This is a genomic window from Hyphomonas sp., assembly GCF_017792385.1.
Taxonomy (GTDB): Bacteria; Pseudomonadota; Alphaproteobacteria; order Caulobacterales; family Hyphomonadaceae; genus Hyphomonas.
The window spans coordinates 2,862,366-2,881,884 of sequence record NZ_CP051230.1 but is presented as its reverse complement, the minus strand read 5'-3'; the positions used below and the strand labels follow the sequence as shown (position 1 = coordinate 2,881,884).

The following is a 19,519-nucleotide window of genomic DNA, read 5'->3' as shown; positions in this document are numbered from 1 at the left end:
AAAAAATCACTTGAATCAGACCGCTGTTTAGACCGCTCCGGCCTGCAAACGCAACTCTGTCAGCCTGCATTGGCTGAATTCGCCGCACCCTTTTCCGCCGCCTTCTTCTCGCCGGTATAGCTCGAACTGTCGAAGAAGGTGTAGCTGAGCGTGATGGTCTCCAGCGATTTGGCGACTCGATCCTCGATCATGTCGGCGGAAACGAAATAGACAATCGGCAGTTTCTTGGTCTCTCCGGGCGCGATGACCCGCTCCTCGAAACAGAAACATTCCAGCTTGTTGAAGTACGGCCCCGCATAGTGCGGCGTCACATTGTAGCTGGCGATCACCCGGATTTCCTGGTCGGTCGGGTTGGTCACCTCGTAAAAGGCCAGGCCGTGCTGCCCCAGATTCAGATCCTGCTCGGTCTGCAAAGGCCGGAACTGAAGCGGCGTATCGGCCACATTCGCGTCGAACCGCACGGTGACGGCCTGGTCAATCATCTTGTCGGGGGCCGCCGTGGCGATACGGGTTGTGCCGCCAAATCCGGTCACCTTGCAAAACGTGTCGTAAAGCGGGTCTGCCGCAAAGCCGAGGCCCAGCATGCCGGTGAACACGCCAAGGGACAAAAGCGCAACTTTCGTGTTGGACAGTTTCATGGCGTTTCGCCTTCGGTCGGCGCGTCTTCCACCGGGGTCAGGTTCGGCGGCGGCGCGGCCTGCTCCGGGCTCATCCCCTCCGGCAGGGTCTGCACCTTTTCGCCCTTGTCATCCATTGTGTAATAGAAACCGCTCTCGCTGAGATCAGACGAGGACAGGCGAATGAAGGTGATCACGCCGACCAGGATAACAAACACGGCCAGCGCCACGCCCAGCCAGCGATTGCGGCTGTTGCGCGCCTTCACCTCTGCGGGGTCGGGCGTGTAGGCCTGCGCGAACTGGCCGGCATACTTTTCCTTGTCGTCCGACATGTCAGCCTCCGGTGACCGGGAAGTGAAGCCCCGCCGCATGTTCCACGATCAGCGCGGCGAAGACGAGGAACAGGTACAGGATCGAAAAGAAGAACATGCCGCGCGCGAGTTTCATGTCCGCAGCGCTGGCGCCGGCATCCCCGGCGCTGGAGCGCCAGACCCGCACGGCATAGGACAGGAAGACAAGGCCAAGCGCCAACGCCGTGGCACCATAGATCCAGCCGCCAAGTCCCGTCAGCAGCGGCGTCAGCGCCAGCGGCACCAGCAGGACGGTGTAAAGCAGGATCTGGTTGCGCGTGGTCTTTGCACCGTGCGTCACCGGCAGCATCGGCACGCCCGCCTTTTCATATTCACCATGCGCCAGCAGGCTGAGCGCCCAGAAATGCGGCGGGGTCCAGAAGAAGATGATCGCGAACAGGATCCAGGCGTCCAGCGGCGTGTTGCCCGTCACCGCGGCCCAGCCGATCACCGGCGGGAATGCCCCGGCCCCACCCCCGATCACGATGTTCTGCGGCGTCGAACGCTTCAGCCACATCGTGTAGATCACGCCATAATAGAAGATCGAAAAGGCCAGCAGCGCAGCGGCGAGCCAGTTGGAGGCCAGCCACATCAGCATCACGGACACGCCGCTCATGATCAGGCCCATGGCCAGCGCCTCGTCCTTCGGCACAGCGCCGGACGGAATCGGGCGCGTGGAGGTCCGGCTCATGATCTGGTCGATATCGGCATCATACCACATATTGATCGCGCCGGCCGCGCCGGAGCCGAGCGCGATGGCCAGCGTCGCGATGGCCGCCATGACCGGATTGATCGCCATGCCGGTCACGCCGACAGCCGCGATCAGGCCGGCCACGGCCGTGAACACGACCAGCATCATGATGCGCGGCTTCAGCAGCTGCACATAATCGCCAGCAGTGGCGTAGCGCTTCGGCGCCATGTCAGAAGTGGCGGACGGCTCGGTCATGCGTCTCCGGGGGCTCCTTGCCCGTCTTGATGCGGCGGTAAATAGCTTCTCCAATGCATATGGCAAAGGCCAGCACTGAGATCAGCGTGACAAAATACCCGATCAATTGCAGCGTCTGAAGCCGGGCAAACACCTCGTCATACGCTGCGTAGCGTTGTGGCATGCCGGCCTCCAGCGACAGGCCCGGCCAGATCAGCAGCGCCACACTGGCTGACCAGGCGATCCAGTGGATCACGCCCAGCCACCGATTATACCTCACGCCGATGATCGCCCTGAACCAGCGATACAGCGCCCAGAAGACCAGCGTGATGCCCAGCAGCGCGGCGAGAAACCGGTTGCGCGCGGCGATGTAATAGGTGTCGTGATACAGGGTTGCGGAATCCATCGCCTGCCCCAGGCCGGCAATCATCAGGGCGCCCGCCACCGACAGGAACAGGAAAAGCACCGAGACAGGGTCGCGCACAAATCTCCGGCGTGCCACCAGGAACAGGCTCGCCAGAAGCAGGCCGGCCACAACCATCATCACTTCCGGTTGGCCCGCCATCCAGATGGCATGCTGTGCCCAGAGCGGCAGGGCCGCGTCGGATGGTTCATTCATGATCGCCTCCCCTGATCATCGCGCCGGGTCCTGACAGAGCCTCTACGAAAATGGCCCCGCGACACGTCGCAGGGCCATTCTTCAGGTCAGGCAGGTGCCAGTCTAGTGGCCGCCCTTGTTGGTAACATGCGGCAGTTCGTTGAACTGGTGGAATGGCGGCGGCGACGGCAGCGTCCATTCCAGCGTCGTGGCACCTTCGCCCCACGGATTCGCTGCGCCCTTGCGGCGGCGGATCATCGCTTCCACCAGGCCGACGAAGAAGATCAGCGTGGCAACCAGCGTGATGGCATAGCCGATCGAGGACCACATGTGCCAGGTGGCGAAGCCGTCCGCATAGTCGATATAGCGGCGCGGCATGCCCTGCAGGCCCAGGAAGTGCTGCGGGAAGAACAGCACGTTCGACCCGATGAACATCAGCCAGAAATGCAGGCCGCCGATCATGCCGTTGTACTTGATGCCGAACATCTTCTCGAACCAGTAATACCAGCCGGCGAACAGGCCGAACACGGCGCCGAGCGACAGCACATAGTGGAAATGCGCGACGACGTAATAGGTGTCGTGCAGGGCATGGTCGATACCGGCATTGGCCAGAACGACGCCCGTCACACCGCCGACGGTGAACAGGAAGATGAAGCCGATGGCCCAAAGCATCGGCACCTTGAACTCGATCGAGCCGCCCCACATGGTCGCGATCCAGGAGAAGATCTTGATGCCGGTCGGCACCGCGATCACCATCGTGGCGGCCACGAAATAGGCCTTCAGGTCCACGTCCATACCGACCGTATACATGTGGTGCGCCCACACGACGAAGCCGATGACACCGATGGAGACCATGGCATAGGCCATGCCGAGATAGCCGAAGATCGGTTTCTTCGAGAAGGTCGACACGATGTGGCTGATGATGCCGAAGGCCGGCAGGATCATGATGTAGACTTCCGGGTGGCCGAAGAACCAGAACAGGTGCTGGAACATGATCGGGTCACCACCGCCGCCCGGCACGAAGAATTGCGAGCCGAAATTGCGGTCGGTCAGCAGCATGGTCAGCGCAGCGGCCAGAACCGGCAGCGACAGCAGCAGCAGCACGGCCGTGATCAGGACGCCCCAGGCGAACAGCGGCATCTTGTGCAGCGTCATGCCCGGTGCGCGCATGTTCAGGATGGTCACGATGAAGTTGATGGCGCCCAGGATGGAAGCGATACCGGCCGTGTGCAGCGACAGGATCAGCACGTCCATGGCCGGTCCGGCATGGCCCGTCGTCGACGAGAGCGGCGGGTACAGCACCCAGCCTCCGCCGAAGCCATTGCCCGGTCCGCCCGGCACGGTCATCGAGATACAGGCAAGCACGAATGCCGCCACGGTCAGCCACAGCGAGATATTGTTCATCCGCGGGAAGGCCATGTCCGGCGCGCCGATCATCAGCGGCACGAACCAGTTGCCGAAGCCGCCGATCAGGGCCGGCATGACCATGAAGAAGATCATGATCAGGCCGTGATAGGTGATCACCGTATTGTAGAAATGCTTGGCATTCTGGATCGCCACATCGCCTTCACCGGCAACGAAGCGCGTCAGGACGCCGATGCCCGGCTCGGCCAGTTCCCAGCGGATCAGGCCGGACAGGGTGTAGCCCACGATTCCCGCGATCAGCGCGAAGATCAGGTAGAGCGTCCCGATATCCTTGTGGTTGGTCGAAAACAGCCAGCGCGTAAAGAAGCCCGGCTTGTGATCGTGTGCGTCATGATGGTCGATGGCGACTTCATCCATAGGCATGGCGATTCACTCTCTCTTGATTATTGCTTGGCGGCGAACTGGGTCGCCTGCTCATTGGATGCAAACACGTCGACGGCGGCATAGGCAGCTTCATAGTCCCCGGCGAGCATAAGTTCGCCCCAGGTCTGGTACTGTTCTTCGCTGACCACGCGCACCTCGATCGGCATGAAAGCGTGGTTCACACCACACAGTTCGGAACACTGGCCGTAATAGATGCCCGGCTCCTCCACCAGGAACCAGCCCTCGTTCAGGCGGCCCGGCACCGCATCCGTCTTCACGCCAAAGGCCGGCACGGTCCAGGAATGGATCACGTCGGCGGCGGCCGTGTAATAGCGGATGTAGCGGTCTTCGGGGATCACCATCGGATAGTCGACGGCCAGATTGCGCGGCTTGGCGGCATAGTCCGAACGGCCCGTGGCGCCGGCATAGTTTTCCGCATCGGTCGACACGCCAACATGGACCGGATTGGACACGAATTCCAGCGCATAGCCCGCATCATCCACGAGGTCCGGATAGGTGTAGGTCCAGTTCCACTGGTTGCCCTGTGCCTTGACGTTCACGAAGCCCTTCTCGGCAGCGTCCGGAAAATAGTCTTTCGCGAAGCGCTCATGCTGGGCCGTCTTGCCGTCCGCGACCAGCTTGTCCGATTTCTCGGTGATCTGCTGCAGATTCGGCACAACGTCCTGATAGTACAAATTCGGGAAGGACTGGCTGGCAATCGCCACCAGGATCAGCGCGGGCACGACGGTCCAGATGACCTCGATCAGCGTGTTGTGGCTGAACTTCTTCGGCACCGGATTGGCCTTGCGATTGTGGCGCACGATGATCCACAGCAGCAGGCCCAGCACCAGAAGCGTGATCAGGGTGATGATGACCAGCACGAAATCATGGAAGACATGAATGCGCTCGGCAATGCGCGTAGCAGCCGGCTGGAAGCCCAGCGCACCATCGGTCGGTTCAAAGGCCAGCGCCGGTCCGGCCATAACGGCGGCGCACATGGCGGCAAGAAGGTGTCGCACGAAGTTATCCTCGTCTCATTGGAATCTGTGTCCCTGTATCTACAATACGTACTAGCCGCAACCTACCACTTTCCGCGCTCAATATTGTCGCAGGTTGTCGGTGCCATGCCGCTTCCATGGTATGTCTGAGTGCAATTGCAGAGGAATCCGAAAGGCCGAATCCCATGAAGAACACGATATGTATGGCGTCCCTGCTGCTGGGCCTCACCCTGGGCACGGCGGAAGCGCAGGTCATGGTCCTCGGGGGCGGAATCGCCAAGGACTGCTACGAAGCCGCCCGATTCGAGACCGTCTCGCCGCGCCAGGGCGCCGAAACCTGCACCCGCGCCATCGAACTGGAAGCCATGAATGCCGGCAACCGCGCTGCCACCTACACGAATCGCGGCGTGCTGCGGATGCGCGCAGGCGACTATGATGCTGCCCTGTCCGACTATGAAAAGGCCAAGCGCATCCGTCCGGAAACCGGAGAGACCTGGCTCAATGAAGGCGCGGCCTACATCTTCCTGAAAGACTATCCCAGCGCCATGGCATCGCTCGACCAGGCCATATCGCTGGACTCCAGCGACCTGCACGCCGCCTATTACAACCGCGCCATCGCGAAGGAAAAGCTCGGCGATGTCGAAGGCGCCTATTACGACTTTCGCAAGGCGCTGGAGCTGAAACCCGACTGGGACCTGGCCGAATGGCAGCTGTCGCGCTTCGAGGTCACCACGAACTAGACCATCCGGAGCGATTTGTGCGGGCGCGCCCTTGCAGCCGGCGAGGGCGTCACGCATCTAGGAATCATGACCCAGACTTCCCTGCCCTTCGATCTCGCCAAGACCTCCGAAATCCTCGCCAATGCCGCGAAAGGCGCCGATGATGGCGACCTGTTCGTCGAGCGGTCGCGCTCCGAAAGCTTCGTCTTCGATGATGGCCGGCTGAAATCGGCAGCCTTCGACACCGATCAGGGCTTCGGCCTGCGGGTCGTGGCCGGTGAGACCACGGGATCGGGCTACGCGTCCGAACTGTCGCTGGATGCCATCGGGCGCGCCGCAGAAACCGCCGCCCAGGCCAAGCGTGGCTATTCCGGTCACCTCGCCACCGGCCCGACGCCGACAAATCGCCGCCTCTACGATCCCATCGATCCGACCTCCGCGCCGGACTTCACGATGAAAACGGGCCTTCTGGCCGAAATCGACGCTTGGGCACGCGCCTGTGATCCGCGTGTGGTGCAGGTATCCGTCTCGCTGGCCGGCAGTCACAAGGAAATCGACATTGTCCGCCCCGATGGCGCGGTCTTTTCTGAAATCCGTCCTCTGGTGCGCCTGAACGTGTCGGTCACGCTGGAAGAGAATGGCCGGCGCGAATCGGCCGGCGCCGGGGCCGGTGGCCGCGCCGCTTATGAAGACTGGATCCAGCCGGACCGCTGGCAGGCCATGGTCAGGCGCGCGATCAAGAAGGCCTCCGTCAATCTCCAGTCCATCCCGACCCCGGCAGGCCAGATGGAAGTCGTGCTCGGGCCGGGCTGGCCGGCCGTGCTTCTTCACGAAGCCGTGGGGCATGGCCTTGAAGGTGACTTCAACCGCAAGGGCACCAGCGTCTATTCCGGCCGCATCGGCGACCAGGTCGCCGCAAAGGGCGTCACGGTCATTGATGATGGCAGCATCGAACGCCGCCGCGGCTCCCTCTCCTTCGATGATGAAGGCACACCCACCCAGCGCACGGTCCTGATCGAGGACGGCATCCTGAAAGGCTACATGCAGGACCGGATGAATGCCCGCCTGATGGGTCAGGCCCCGACCGGCAATGGCCGCCGCGAGAGCTATGAATCCGCCACCATGCCGCGCATGACCAATACGGTGATGCTCGGCGGCGACAAGGATCCTGACGAAATCGTCGGGTCCATCAAGCGTGGCCTGTGGGCAGTCGATTTCGGCGGCGGCCAGGTCGACATCACGTCCGGCAATTTCGTGTTCCAGTGCACAGAGGCCTATCTGGTTGAAAACGGGAAGGTCGTCGCGCCGGTCAAGAATGCCACCCTGATCGGGCATGGCCCCACCGTGCTGCAGGATGTGACCATGATCGGCAATGACTTCGCCATGGATGACGGCGTCGGCGTGTGCGGCAAGGCTGGCCAGTCCGTGCCTGTCGGCGTCGGACAACCCACCCTGAAAGTGGGTGCCCTGACCGTGGGCGGTGCCGGCTAAATTTGTTGTCATCGTGGTTAACCGCCCTTGCAGTGACTCGCTCGCTTTGACACTTTGTCGCCACAATCGGGCTCCGGCCCGATGCGATGAAGCAGAAGTCGAGTATTCCAATGGCCCGTTTTGCCACCGCTTTCGCCGCCACGGCCCTGGCCGCCTTGGCGTTCACCCTGCCCGCCACCGCTGATGTCAAAACCCTGTCGGCCGATGCGGCCCATTCCCTGGTGCAGCGCGGCGAACTGATCCTGCTGGATGTGCGCACTCCGTCCGAATGGGCCATGACCGGCATGCCGCGCGACAGCGTCGGCGCGAATGTTCAGGATGTGGACTTTCTGGCCCAGGCGCGCGGCGCCGTGTTGGGGGATCTGCACTATCCCGTCGCCGTCATCTGCCGCACAGGCAATCGCTCGGCCATGGCAGCAGAGAAACTCGACTCTGCCGGCTTTGCGGAGATCTATCTGATCGCCGAAGGCATGATCGGGCTGGACGGGATCGGGGATGGCTGGATCAAGCGCGGCCTGCCGACAGACCAGTTCCTGCCGCCTGACCGGTAAGCCCCCGACGCACCCGAAATGAAAAAGGGGCGGCCTCCCATGGAGCCGCCCCTTCTGATTGGATCAGGGATGATCGTGTCAGAACATCTCGTCGGAAACCATCGAGGATTCGGCCGGCAATTGCTCGCTGCCCTTCATCCAGTGTTTGATGATCGGCGAGATGATCAGCATCAGGACGCCAATGCCCATCGCCACATAGCCGACATTGGAATAGACGCTGACATAGGTCGCCTTGGCGGCTGCCACATCGGTAATCTGTCCACCAATCGTTTCTGCGCCGGTTGTGCGGGCAATCACGCCTGCCAGATAGTTCGACAGACCGGAATACAGGAACCAGGCGCCCATCGTCATGCCGACCACGCGGGCCGGGGCCAGCTTGGTCACCGCCGACAGGCCGACCGGCGACACCATGAGTTCCCCCATCGTGTGCACCCAGTAGATCAGGAAGATGAAGCCGACGGCGGTCATGCCCGCTCCGGACATGCCAATGCCACCCACCAGCGACAGGAAGCCAAGTCCTGCCAGGAAGACGCCGATGGCAAATTTCACCGGGGTTGAGGGCTCCATGTTCCGCTTGGACAGGGCAATCCACATCCAGGCAAAGATCGGCGCGAAGATGACGATGTAACCCGCATTCAGGAACTGGAAGACCGGCGTCGGCACGTTCATGCCAAACATTTCCTTGTCCACCAGACGGTCTGTGAACAGGGTCAGCGACGAACCGGCCTGTTCGAACAGCGCCCAGAACGGGATCTGCGCCAGCACGAAATAGATTGCCGCAAACATCCGGTTGCGCTCCGTGCCCTTCAGCTGGATGAAGGCATAAAGCAGCAAGCCGATGAAGATGGCGATGCCGAGCGAGCCCACGAACCAGTCCGGGATCACTTCCGCATTCATCACCAGCAGCATGGCCACGGCGATCACGATCGCACCTGCCAGATAGCAGGCCATCTCGACATTGATCGGGCCGAGGAAGGATTTCTTCAGCGTTTCCGGATTTGGCGGCTCGGCCTTTCCTTCCAGGAATTTCTGTCCCCACAGGAACACGGCAAGCCCTGCAAACATGCCGATGCCCGCCAAGCCAAACCCGTATTTCCAGCCCCAGACAATGCCGATGATGCCGCAGGTCAGCGACGACAGGAGTGAGCCGAGATTGATGCCCATATAGAACAGGCTGAAGCCCGAATCCCGGCGCGGATCGTCAAAGTCGTAGATCGCCCCGACAATCGTGGAGATGTTGGCCTTGAGATAACCGACCCCGGCAATGATGAAGGCCAGCGAAAGGAACAGGATGTTTGTGTAAAGCTCCTGCTGTTCGATGCGCGTCGTATAGTCGGCCTTGGCGATCTGCTGGTAGACCGGCGCTGTCGGTTCCTTCGCATCATCTGCGCTTTCCAGGATCTGAAGGTCTCCGCTGCCCTGTTCGAACACGACGCGGCGGGTCTCGCCATCCACATCGACAAACAGCTGGCGATTGTCGCCGCGGCCTTCATGCGCAATCTCGATTTCCGCGCCATTGGTCACCAGGTATTCCTTGGACCCGGATCCTTCGAAGGCCATGCCGAAATGGCCAAGACAGAGCAGGATCGCCCCGAAGGTCACGGCCTTGCGCTGGCCAAGATACCGGTCGGCCAGCGTGCCGCCGATGATCGTCATGACGTAAACGAGCGCCGTATAGGCGCCGTACATGATCGATGACTTCTCGTCCGAGAACAGGAAATGCTGGGTCAGGTACAGCACCAGCAGGCCGCGCATGCCGTAATACGAAAAGCGCTCCCACATCTCGGTAAAGAACAGGATGGCCAATCCTTTTGGATGGCCGAAAAATGACGTGTCACGAGGCTTGCCCGTTTCACCCGTCGCAGTGATATCCGTCACGCGTTCAACTCCCCGGAAATTCTTACGAACCGGTACTTTGATCACGCAAACGCAATTGCCTCAAGGCAGCTTGTGCCAAATCCGAACGCGGTGGCAAGGAGAATTTTGCCCCTAATAGGCCTGGTCGGCAAAAATGTGACTCAGGTCGCGCTGCCAGGCCCCATGATACTTTTCCAGAAGCCGCTCGGCGGGGGTCAGGCCCGTCCGGGCAATCTCGTCCAGTTCGGTGAGATAGCCGGTCTCGTCATCACCGGCGACCGACAGGTTTGCCCGGCGTTTCAAACCGGCGCGGGAAATGTCCAGCACGTCGATGGCCAGATCCTGCATTGAGCGGCCACCAGGCACCGGCGTTTTCAGGCCCAGCGTGCGAACACCCTGGCGCATCGCTTCGCGATCGGCCGCCGACCAGTCCTTCACCAGATCCCAGGCCGCCTCAAGACTGTCGCCGCAATACAGCAGCCCCGTCCAGAAGGCTGAGAAGGCACAGAGATGACTCCACGGCCCGCCATCAGAGCCGCGCATCTCCAGGAATTGCTTCAGCCGCACTTCCGGGAAAATCGTCGACAGATGGTCTGCGAAATCGTCCATGGCCGGCTTTTCGCCCGGCAGGATCGGCAATTTGCCCTCCAGGAAGTCGCGGAAGGACAGGCCGCTGGCATCAAGATATTTTCCGCCACGCCGCACGAAATACATCGGCACGTCCAGCGCATAGTCGACATAGCGCTCAAAGCCGAACCCGTCCTCGAACACGAAGGGCAACATGCCCGTCCGGTCGGGATCGGTGTCGGTCCAGATCTGCGAGCGATAGGACAGGAAGCCGTTCGGACGCCCGTCCATGAAGGGCGAATTGGCAAACAGCGCCGTGCCCAGCGGCTGCAGCGCCAGCGACACGCGGAACTTCTTCACCATGTCGGCCTCGGATTCGAAATCCAGGTTCGACTGCACGGTGCAGGTGCGGAACATCATCTGACGGCCCAGCCGCCCGACCTTGTCCATATAGTCCATCATGATCTTGTAGCGGCCCTTGGGCATGACCGGGGTCTCGGCCATGCTCCAGACCGGGCTGGCGCCCAGACCCATGAAGGCCACGCCCAGCGGATCGGCAATCTCGCGGACTTCGCGCAGATGGCTGCCCACCTCATTGCAGGTCTCGTGCATGGTGCGCAGCGGCGCGCCCGATAGTTCAAACTGGCCGCCCGGCTCCAGCGAGACGCTCGCGCCATCCTTTTTCAGGCCGATCAGCTTGCCCGCCTCGAGGATGGGCTGCCAGTCGAACCGGTCGCGCAGGCCCTCGAGTATCGCAAGAACGGATGCCTCGCCTTCATAGGGCAGCGGCCGCAGCCCCTCGCGCAGGAACCCGAACTTTTCATGCTCGGTGCCCACGCGCCACTGGTCGCGGGGCTTGTTGCCGGCTTCGAAATATTCGATCAGCTCGGATTTGGAGGCGATACGACGGGAAGTCTCGTCGATGTCCGACGTCGGCGTGGTCAAAACAGAGGCTCCCTCAATCTCTTCGTGCCTGTGCACATAGGGATGTTTCTCTTGAGCGCCAACCGGGTTATTCTCACAAGTTCGTTTATTCACTCAGGCAAGACCGATGACGCGATTTACAACAGAAGAACGCGACGACCTGAAAGTCTGGGCCCGCATCCATGTGCGCGGCGGCTATGAACCGGTCGACGAGATCGAGGACATCCTGCTCGACATGACCGAGGAATTCGACTCCCGGATTTCCGAACGCGACCGCCAGTCCGAAGTCCGCTCCGCCGTGATCCAGGAGATCGAATCCCTGCGCGCCGACCAGACCGGCTGGCCGATCCTGACCGATTTCGACCGGCTGGAACTGGCCTTCGACATGCTGGAGGATGCCGACATCGTCGCGCGCCAGAACTTCACCTGCTGCGGCACGTGCGGGGCGGCGGAGATCAGCGTCGAGATCGAGGACTTCGAAACCCTCGGCCGCCGGGCCCGGGGCTACGTCTTCTTCCACCAGCAGGACACCGAAAGTGCGGTCGAGACCGGAGAGCTCTATCTCAGCTATGGCGCCGCCAACAACACGGCCGACGCCGTGTTTCTCCAGATCGGACAGGAAATCGCCGACACGCTCGCCGCGGTCGGACTGAAAGTGCACTGGGATGGCAAGCTGGAGCGCCGCATCGGCGTCACGCTGAACTGGCAGCGCCGCTGGGAAGGCGCCGTGCCGACGCCGATGAAGCGCTGGCCGTTCTAGGTCCAGTCCCCGCACACGGCCTGCCACAGGGTCAGCGCTGATATCGCTGCCGTCTCGGCGCGCAGGATCCGCGGCCCCAGACTGACCGGATAGGTCTCGTCCCGCCCGCGCAGGAAAGCCCGCTCCTCCGGGCTGAAGCCGCCTTCGGGCCCGATCAGCACCGCCGCCGCGCGGCCTTTCAGCCCCGTCAGCACGTCCAGCGCTGCGGCCGCCCGGCCGGTCTGCCCGCCCCAGGGCTGGGACTCATCCTCGCCCGCCTCATCGCAGAAGATCACCGCCGTCCCGCCCGGCAGGGCCGCCAGCGCCGCGTCCAGGCTGGCCAGGTCTGCAATGACCGGCAGGTCCAGCCGTTCGGTCTGCTCGGCAGCCTCCAGCGCAATCTTCTCGAACCGGTCGCGCCGCACGGTGCGCGTCTGGGTGAACTGCGTCAGCACGGGCTGGATCACCCGCGCGCCCAGTTCGGTCGCCTTCTCGACGATGAAATCCGTTTCCGACTTCTTCACCGGCGCAAACAGCAGGATCAGCTCCGGCGCGCCCGCCTCCGCCTGCGCCCGCATCTGTTCAGCCGGCACAATCACGGCGATCTTTCCGTCCGGCGCATCCAGATGGCACAGCCATTCGCCGTCCCGGCCATTGAAGACCCGCACCGCGTCGCCTTCGCCGAGCCGCATCACCCGCATCAGGTATTTCGAGGCATCCGCGTCCAGCCGGACCGGCTCGGATGCGGCGAGCGTGGAACGAACATAAAGTCTTGGTATTGAACTCATGCGACCGACATACCCTGTAACAGCGACCACTCAGCAAGAGGCGAACATGGCCGACCAGACCATCAAATCCGTGAATCCGGCGAATGGCACACTCATCGAGGAATTCAAACCCCATACAGCCGGAGAGGTGGACAGCGCCATCGCCCGCGCCGATGCCGCCTTTGCCTCATGGCGCAAGACCGGTTTCGACGCCCGCGCCCGGCTGATGCAGGCCGCCGCCGGTGTGCTCGAGGCCAATTCGGACCGTTATGCCGCCACCATGACCGCCGAAATGGGCAAGCCGCTGAACCAGGCAAGGGCCGAAATCCGCAAATGCGCTTGGGTCTGCCGCCATTATGCCGAACATGCCGCCACCTATCTGGCCGACGAAGAATTGCAGAGCGACGGCCGCAGGGCCTTCGCGCGCCACCTTCCCCTCGGCGTCATCCTGGCCGTGATGCCATGGAATTTTCCGTTCTGGCAGGTGTTCCGCTTTGCCGCCCCCACACTGATGGCGGGCAACACCGCCCTTCTGAAACACGCTTCCAACGTGTTCCGCTCGGCGCTCAACATCGAGGAAGTCTTTCGCGAGGCCGGATTCCCCGACGGAGCCTTCCAGACGCTGCTGATCGGGTCGAACCAGGTCGAGCACGTGATCAAGGACGAGCGCGTCCGGGCCGTCTCGCTGACCGGGTCAGGTCCCGCCGGCGGCGCCGTCGCCGCCACGGCCGGCAAGGCCCTGAAACCCTCCCTGCTGGAACTCGGCGGATCGGACGCCTTCATCGTCATGCCCTCGGCAGATCTCGACTCGGCGCTCGATACGGCGCTCACCGCCCGCACGCAGAACACTGGCCAGTCCTGCATCGCCGCGAAGCGGTTCTTCGTCCACGAAGACGTGTTCGATGCCTTCCGGCAAGGCTTCGAGACCCGGTTCCGCCAGCTCAAACTCGGCGACCCGATGCAGCCAGACACCGATATCGGGCCGCTTGCCACGCCCGATATACGCGATGATCTCGTGGCCCAAATCGACGCGTCCGTCGCGGCCGGCGCACATCTGTTCAAGGCGGGCAATGCATTGCCGGACACCGGCAGCTGGTTCGATCCCTGCATTCTGACAGGGGCCCCGGACGGCACCCCCTCCACTGATGAGGAAATGTTCGGCCCGGTCGCCAATCTCTGGAAAGTGTCCGGCCTCGACGATGCGATTCGCCGCGCCAATGCCAGCGTGTTCGGGCTCGGCTCCGTGATCTTCACAAAGGATCCTGGCGAAATGGAGCAGGCAGTGAATGATTTGCAGGCCGGAGCCACGTTCATCAATGCCATGGTGGCGTCAGACCCGCGCCTGCCCTTTGGCGGCATCAAACAGTCGGGCTATGGCCGCGAACTGGCAGCCGACGGCATCCGCGCCTTCGTCAACCGCAAGACCGTTTTCCAGGCCTGATCCGACCGGTCGCATCCCGTCAAATTCCCCCAATGCTTGTCTCCGGCTGTTGGAAACAGGGAAATTCGGTATAAGCCCCAGCGATGGACGACACACGCAGAATCCCGGCGGACAGCGCCCTGCCCGGCTGGCTGGCCAGTTTGCCGCCCGGCTGGCAGCCCTATGCCATGCTGGCGCGGTGGGACCGGCCGGTCGGCATCTGGCTGCTATACCTGCCCTGCCTGATCGGCCTGATGTTCCAGCGCCTGATCACCGGCGTCTATGTCATGGATCTGGTCTGGGCCGTGCTGTTCCTGCTCGGCGCCACCGCCATGCGCGGGGCCGGATGCACCTGGAATGACATCACCGACCGGGACATCGATGCCAGCGTCAGCCGGACGGCCTTGCGCCCGATCCCGTCCGGCGCGGTCACGCTGCGCCAGGCCTATCTGTTCCTGGGCGCCCAGCTGGTCGTCGGCTTCGGCGTCTGGCTGGCCCTGCCGCTGGACGCCAAACTCATTGCCCTCCTGTCGGTGCCGCTGGTCGCAGCCTATCCCTTCATGAAGCGGGTCACCTGGTGGCCACAGGCCTGGCTCGGGCTCACCTTCAATTGGGGTGTGCTCGTCGGCGCAGCCGTTGCCACAACGATCACCCTGCCGGTGCTCGTGCTCTATGCCGGCCTGATCCTGTGGACCATCGCCTATGACACGATCTATGCGCTGCAGGACCGGGAGGATGACGCCCTGATCGGCGTGCGCTCGACCGCGCGCCTGTTCGGCCAGCGCGCTGTCCTGATCAGCTTCTGCTTCCATATGGGCGCCACCGCGCTGATCGCGCTCGCCGCGGCCCTGAACGAGGCCGGACGGATCGGCGCATTGACCGCCATCCTCTTCCTCGCCCATGGCATCTGGCAGGCTGCCCGCCTCAAATCCAGCCGCGAACAGGCCGCCCTCGCCGTCTTCAAGTCAAATGTCTGGGCCGGCCTGATTGTCGTGCTCGGCTTCGCCCTCTCCGCCATGGCCCCGGAACCGAAAAGCCGGTCCCTGTTCGCCCATCACGAAATCGTCCTCGACACGCCGCCCTCGACGCTGGACCTGCCCTTCGGCTTCAAGGTGAAACGCCCCGGCCCGTCCCCCGCAGACCCCGGCGAAACCTGGTTCGCCAGCGCCGCCATGCGCGCCCTCCAGCGCGAAGGCATCATCGGTCCGTCCCCGGATGACATCACCGCCTCCGACACCCCCTAGGTCAGCCCCGCCCCTACGCTCCGCTCACCCCGGCCTCCGCCGGGGACACGGTGTTGGAGGCAACGGACACGCCCTCTCCTCCTGACGTCACCCCCGACGCGCAGCGTCTGGGGGCCCATCACGGAACGATGCGGCAAGTACGTCATGCGCAATCGGAGGACCACCCCCAATCGTCCCCTTTCTCCGCATCTCCGGCGTACGCCGGAGCCTCCCTCGGCTGGCTCCGCGCTCTAACGGCAGGAGACCCCGGCATCCGCCGGGGACACGGTGTTGGAGGATGAAGATCATGCTCTCCCCCCGCAGGCCCCTGCGCAGGCAGGGGCCCATCTCTGGCTGTATCCTCAGGCGCTTCAGGTGATGGCGGGAGATGGATACCTGCCTCCGCAGGTATCTTCGGAACAAACGAATCCGGCGCACAGCCCCTCATGCGATGATGGTGACCTGCCCTTCCGGGAGCCGGATCAGGTACCGTTCTGGTCGGGAGTGCAGGGACAGGAGGGTGCAGGCCGGAGCAGCGGTCCGGTCCGCACCTAGGCAGGTCAGGCCAGGGTGAGCCTGCGAAAGCAGGTAGGGAACCCGCCTCGTCCGGCAGCCCGGGAGACATCCCCGGATGGACTTCCCGTGTGAAAAGCACGGAAGACCCGTTCGTGCGGCGCCGGTAACGAAGACCCGGGACCATGGGCCCCCATGAGGGTGTCCCGCCGAAGACCCTGTCCGGCGCGGCGGGCGGTAACGCTCCATTCCGTAGCCTTGTTCAGTTCCAGGCGGAGCGCCACGGCGCCCGCCGCGCCCGGCTCTTTGAGCCGACTATGAGATCCCCGGATGGCGAAAGCCAGTCCGGCTGTGTGTGCAGGAGGAACCCCCGCAGACCCCCACCTGTCCTCCCCCTTGCAGGGGGAGGAACGCAGACAGCAGCCGCCTTGCTTGAGGGGCCGTTCTCCCCCTTGCAAAGGGGGAGTTAGAGGGGGATCGCGATGGCATGGCCATCGCCCTTCGCCAGCTCAGGCGGGGGAGGAGTGCCTCCTCCGCATCTCCGGCGCTGCGGAGGGACAAAGCGACTGCACGGCATTCGCCCCGCTTCGAGGGACAAGCGAATGCACTGCATTCGCCCCGAGAAGGCCCAAGCGCAAGCACAAGGCGCCGGAGCCTCCCTCGGCTGGCTGCATGGAGAAACCGCACGAGACCCCGGCATCCCCCGGGGACAAGGGGGGGGGGACAAGGCAAGGGTGCGACCGAAGCGCTCGATTGGCACGGGGCTGATTGCAGTCGGCGCCAAAAGACCGGATCGATAGATATGCTTTCACATGATCCCGACACGTCGCCCCGGACCGCCCTCTCCCTTGATCCGGAAGACTGGGCTGCCTTTCGCGCACGCGCCCATGCCATGCTGGATGCCGCCATCGACAAGATGGCCACCGCCCGGGAGGGCCGCGTCTGGACCCCGTTTCCGGACGAGGTAAGGGACCGCTTCGCGCTGGAGGAGACCGGCCTGTCGCCGGACGAGGTCGACGAGACGCTGCGCGCCCTGCTGCCCTATGGTGTGGGCAACACGCATCCCCGCTTCTTCGGTTGGGTGCATGGCTCCGGCACGCCGTCCAATCTGCTCGCAGACATCACGGCCGCCGCCCTCAACGCCAATACAGGCGGGCGCAATCACGCGGCGATCGAGGTCGAGCGGCTCCTGGTCGACTGGTGCCGGCGCCTGTTCTCCTTTCCCGATGCGGCCAGCGGCCTGATCGTGTCCGGCACGTCGATGGCCACGATCATTGCCCTGAAGACGGCGCGGGATGCGCGGCTGGGCTTTGCCAGCCGGACCGACGGCGTGTGTGGCCGCAAACTGGTCGGCTACACTTCCGCCGAGGCGCATGCCTGTATCGCGCGCGCCTTCGACATGATCGGCCTCGGCACGGACGCCTTGCGCAAGGTTCCGGTCACCCGGGACCATCGCATGGACATCGCCCTCCTGACGCAGGCCATTGCCGAGGACCGGGCTGCAGGCTTCGACCCCTTCCTGGTCGCCGGAACGTGCGGATCGGTGAATGCCGGCACAATTGACGACCTGGAGGCCCTGGCAGACCTGGCGCGCGCCCAGCAGCTCTGGTTCCATGTGGACGGGGCCTTCGGCGCGCTGGGCATGCTCAGCGACCGGTTGCGCCCGCGCCTGAAGGGGCTGGAGCGGGCCGATTCCCTTGCCTTCGATTTCCACAAATGGCTGCACGTGAACTATGATGCCGGCTGTATCCTGACCCGGTCGGAACGCGACCATCTCGGCGCCTTTTCCGACCGGCCGGACTATCTCAAATCCGCTGACCGGGGCCTTGCTGCCGGGGGTACCTGGCCCGTCGAACTAGGGCCCGAATTGTCGCGCGGATTTCGCGCCCTGAAGGTCTGGGCGCAAATCGCCGAACATGGCGCGGACAAGCTGGGCGCGCTGATCACCCGCAATTGCGATCAGGCGGCCTATCTGGCTGATCGCATCGTGGAGACGCCCGCGCTGGAACTGCTCCTGCCGGTCTCCATGCAGATCTGCTGTTTCCGGCTGGTGCGCGACGGACTGAGCGCGACTGACCTCGACCGCCTGAATGCGGAAATTGTCGTGCAACTCCAGCTGCAGGGCATCGCCGCACCGTCCACGACCCGGATCGACGGCAAACTGGCCATCCGGGTGAACATCACGAACCATCGCACGCGCCGGGAAGATCTGGACCTTCTGCTGCGCGAAACGCTCCGGATCGGGGCAGAGCTTTGACCGCCTCACTGAGGGTTTATTTGCACCGGAGGCAAAGCCTTCCTAGGTTGGGATCATGACACTCGTAATCGAAATGGTATCGGACCTGGTTTGCCCCTGGTGTTGGCTTGGCAAGCGCAGGATGGACGACGCAATCAAACTGGTCCCGGACCTGGAGGTGGAACTCATCTTCCGCCCGTTCGAGCTGGACCCGACGATCCCCGCCGAGGGCGTCGACTACAAGGCGCACATGAAGGAGAAATTCGGCTCCGATGCCGGCAAGGACCGCGCCAATGCGATGCGTCAGGCGCTGATCGACTATGGCGAGGCGGAAGGCATTCCCTACCGGTTCGACCAGATCACGCGCCGTCCCAACAGTTTCAACGCCCATCGCCTCGTCCGCTGGGCGCAGGGCCAGCAAAAGGGCGCAGCCGCCAAGGAAGCCCTGTTCAAGGCCTATTTCAGTGACGGACGGGACATTGGCGAAACCGATATCCTCGTCGACATTGCGCGCGAGATCGATCTCGATCCGACCATCGTCGCCGAATTGCTGCCGACCGATGCCGACGTCCAGAATGTCCGCAATGAGGAAGCCCTCTTCCAGCAGATGGGAATCAGCGGCGTGCCGACCTATATCGCCAACCGCCGGGTGGCCGTGCAGGGCGCCGAGACCGCCGAAAAGCTTGCCCGCTTCCTGCGCGATGCCGCCGCCCGCCTGCCCGAGGAACGCCCGGCCGAAGGCTGAGTCTGGCCCGAAAGAAAAGCGCCGCCCTGGATCAGGGCGGCGCGTTCGGGTCCGGACTATGTCGGGCGCACTAGTGCATCATCGCGGCCTTGAGGCTTTCGAGATAGTCATAATGCTCCTGAAGCGTGATCCGCGTCGCATCGCCCTTGTCGAGCGACTGGATCTTCAGATGCGTTTCCTCGAGCTCTTTCTGGACGTCCTCAACCTTGAGCTTGTCCAGCATGCGGGCTTCTTCCGCCAAGATGGTCAGGCCTTCCGGCGTGACGTCCGCAAAACCGCCGCGCACAAAGATGCGCATCTTGACGTCGCTGCCTTCCAGCACGCGCACAACGCCATTCTTCAGCGTTGTCATGAACGGAGCATGGTTTGCCAGCACGCCGAACTCACCTTCCGAGCCGGGGGCGATCACATGGTCCACCTCGCCAGAGAACAGCTCCCTGGCGGGTGACACGAGTGAGAAGTGGAGTTTATCGGCCATTCGTCCCTGTCCG

18 protein-coding genes are annotated in these 19,519 nt (G+C 63.2%); 8 read left to right on the top strand and 10 right to left on the bottom strand.

Annotation, left to right across the window (positions count from 1 at the left end):
* Nucleotides 1-59 precede the first annotated feature (59 nt).
* The 6 genes from HF955_RS13975 to coxB form a co-directional block, all read right to left on the bottom strand.
* On the bottom strand, nt 60-638 hold the full coding sequence (locus HF955_RS13975; protein WP_036263474.1) for a cytochrome c oxidase assembly protein: 579 nt from the start codon (nt 636-638) through the stop codon (nt 60-62).
* Entirely contained in the window at nt 635-949 is a 315-nt protein-coding gene (locus tag HF955_RS13970) for a hypothetical protein (protein WP_291075878.1), read from the bottom strand. Before HF955_RS13970 ends, HF955_RS13975 begins: the two co-directional genes overlap by 4 nt.
* A 1-nt stretch (nt 950) precedes the next feature.
* Nucleotides 951-1,913 carry a heme o synthase gene (locus HF955_RS13965; protein ID WP_291075876.1) on the bottom strand — a complete coding sequence of 321 codons (963 nt, stop codon included), beginning with the start codon at nt 1,911-1,913 and terminating at the stop codon, nt 951-953.
* Nucleotides 1,888-2,511 carry a hypothetical protein gene (locus tag HF955_RS13960; protein WP_291075874.1) on the bottom strand — a complete coding sequence of 208 codons (624 nt, stop codon included), beginning with the start codon at nt 2,509-2,511 and terminating at the stop codon, nt 1,888-1,890. Before HF955_RS13960 ends, HF955_RS13965 begins: the two co-directional genes overlap by 26 nt.
* A 102-nt stretch (nt 2,512-2,613) precedes the next feature.
* Entirely contained in the window at nt 2,614-4,272 is a 1,659-nt protein-coding gene (gene ctaD / locus HF955_RS13955; RefSeq protein WP_027840015.1) for a cytochrome c oxidase subunit I, read from the bottom strand.
* A gap of 26 nt (nt 4,273-4,298) precedes the next feature.
* Nucleotides 4,299-5,297, bottom strand: a complete 999-nt coding sequence (coxB, locus tag HF955_RS13950; RefSeq protein ID WP_291075870.1) for a cytochrome c oxidase subunit II — start codon at nt 5,295-5,297, stop codon at nt 4,299-4,301.
* A 164-nt stretch (nt 5,298-5,461) separates the two neighbouring features.
* Between coxB and HF955_RS13945 the strand changes: the two genes are divergently transcribed.
* The 3 genes from HF955_RS13945 (at nt 5,462) to HF955_RS13935 (ending at nt 8,037) form a co-directional block, all read left to right on the top strand.
* The gene (locus tag HF955_RS13945) at nt 5,462-6,016 is read left to right on the top strand and encodes a tetratricopeptide repeat protein (RefSeq protein WP_027840016.1); all 555 of its coding nucleotides are present in this window, start codon (nt 5,462-5,464) and stop codon (nt 6,014-6,016) included.
* A 66-nt stretch (nt 6,017-6,082) separates the two neighbouring features.
* Entirely contained in the window at nt 6,083-7,486 is a 1,404-nt protein-coding gene (tldD, locus tag HF955_RS13940) for a metalloprotease TldD (protein ID WP_291075869.1), read from the top strand.
* 110 nt (nt 7,487-7,596) lie between these two features.
* Nucleotides 7,597-8,037, top strand: coding sequence for a rhodanese-like domain-containing protein (locus HF955_RS13935; RefSeq protein WP_291075867.1), 441 nt, complete (start codon nt 7,597-7,599; stop codon nt 8,035-8,037).
* 78 nt (nt 8,038-8,115) lie between these two features.
* Here HF955_RS13935 and HF955_RS13930 read toward each other — a convergent pair whose 3' ends face one another.
* Together HF955_RS13930 and HF955_RS13925 are read right to left on the bottom strand one after the other, a co-directional pair.
* A complete protein-coding gene (locus HF955_RS13930) occupies nt 8,116-9,819 on the bottom strand; it encodes a peptide MFS transporter (RefSeq protein WP_367279798.1) in 1,704 nt (567 codons plus the stop codon).
* 207 nt (nt 9,820-10,026) lie between these two features.
* The gene (locus tag HF955_RS13925) at nt 10,027-11,406 is read right to left on the bottom strand and encodes a glutamate--cysteine ligase (protein ID WP_291075863.1); all 1,380 of its coding nucleotides are present in this window, start codon (nt 11,404-11,406) and stop codon (nt 10,027-10,029) included.
* A 106-nt stretch (nt 11,407-11,512) separates the two neighbouring features.
* Here HF955_RS13925 and HF955_RS13920 point away from each other — a divergent pair, with 106 nt between their 5' ends.
* Nucleotides 11,513-12,145: a hypothetical protein gene (locus tag HF955_RS13920; RefSeq protein ID WP_291075862.1), complete on the top strand. Its 633-nt coding sequence runs from the start codon at nt 11,513-11,515 to the stop codon at nt 12,143-12,145.
* Here the strand turns inward: HF955_RS13920 and HF955_RS13915 are convergent.
* Nucleotides 12,142-12,912: a 16S rRNA (uracil(1498)-N(3))-methyltransferase gene (locus tag HF955_RS13915; protein ID WP_291075861.1), complete on the bottom strand. Its 771-nt coding sequence runs from the start codon at nt 12,910-12,912 to the stop codon at nt 12,142-12,144. The two genes, HF955_RS13920 and HF955_RS13915, sit on opposite strands and share 4 nt — an antisense overlap.
* Nucleotides 12,913-12,958: 46 nt before the next feature.
* On the opposite strand from HF955_RS13915, the gene HF955_RS13910 reads away from it, so the two are divergent.
* The 4 genes from HF955_RS13910 (at nt 12,959) to HF955_RS13895 (ending at nt 19,028) form a co-directional block, all read left to right on the top strand.
* The gene (locus HF955_RS13910; RefSeq protein WP_291075859.1) at nt 12,959-14,332 is read left to right on the top strand and encodes an NAD-dependent succinate-semialdehyde dehydrogenase; all 1,374 of its coding nucleotides are present in this window, start codon (nt 12,959-12,961) and stop codon (nt 14,330-14,332) included.
* Between the two features lie 83 nt (nt 14,333-14,415).
* Nucleotides 14,416-15,555 (top strand): 4-hydroxybenzoate octaprenyltransferase, encoded by a 1,140-nt coding sequence (gene ubiA / locus HF955_RS13905; protein ID WP_291075858.1) that lies wholly within the window; start codon nt 14,416-14,418, stop codon nt 15,553-15,555.
* Nucleotides 15,556-16,849: 1,294 nt separating this feature from the next.
* Nucleotides 16,850-18,304, top strand: a complete 1,455-nt coding sequence (locus tag HF955_RS13900; RefSeq protein WP_291075856.1) for a pyridoxal-dependent decarboxylase — start codon at nt 16,850-16,852, stop codon at nt 18,302-18,304.
* Between the two features lie 55 nt (nt 18,305-18,359).
* Nucleotides 18,360-19,028: a DsbA family oxidoreductase gene (locus HF955_RS13895; RefSeq protein ID WP_291075855.1), complete on the top strand. Its 669-nt coding sequence runs from the start codon at nt 18,360-18,362 to the stop codon at nt 19,026-19,028.
* 70 nt (nt 19,029-19,098) lie between these two features.
* Here the strand turns inward: HF955_RS13895 and HF955_RS13890 are convergent, their stop codons facing one another.
* Entirely contained in the window at nt 19,099-19,506 is a 408-nt protein-coding gene (locus HF955_RS13890; protein ID WP_027838564.1) for a F0F1 ATP synthase subunit epsilon, read from the bottom strand.
* Nucleotides 19,507-19,519 lie beyond the last annotated feature (13 nt).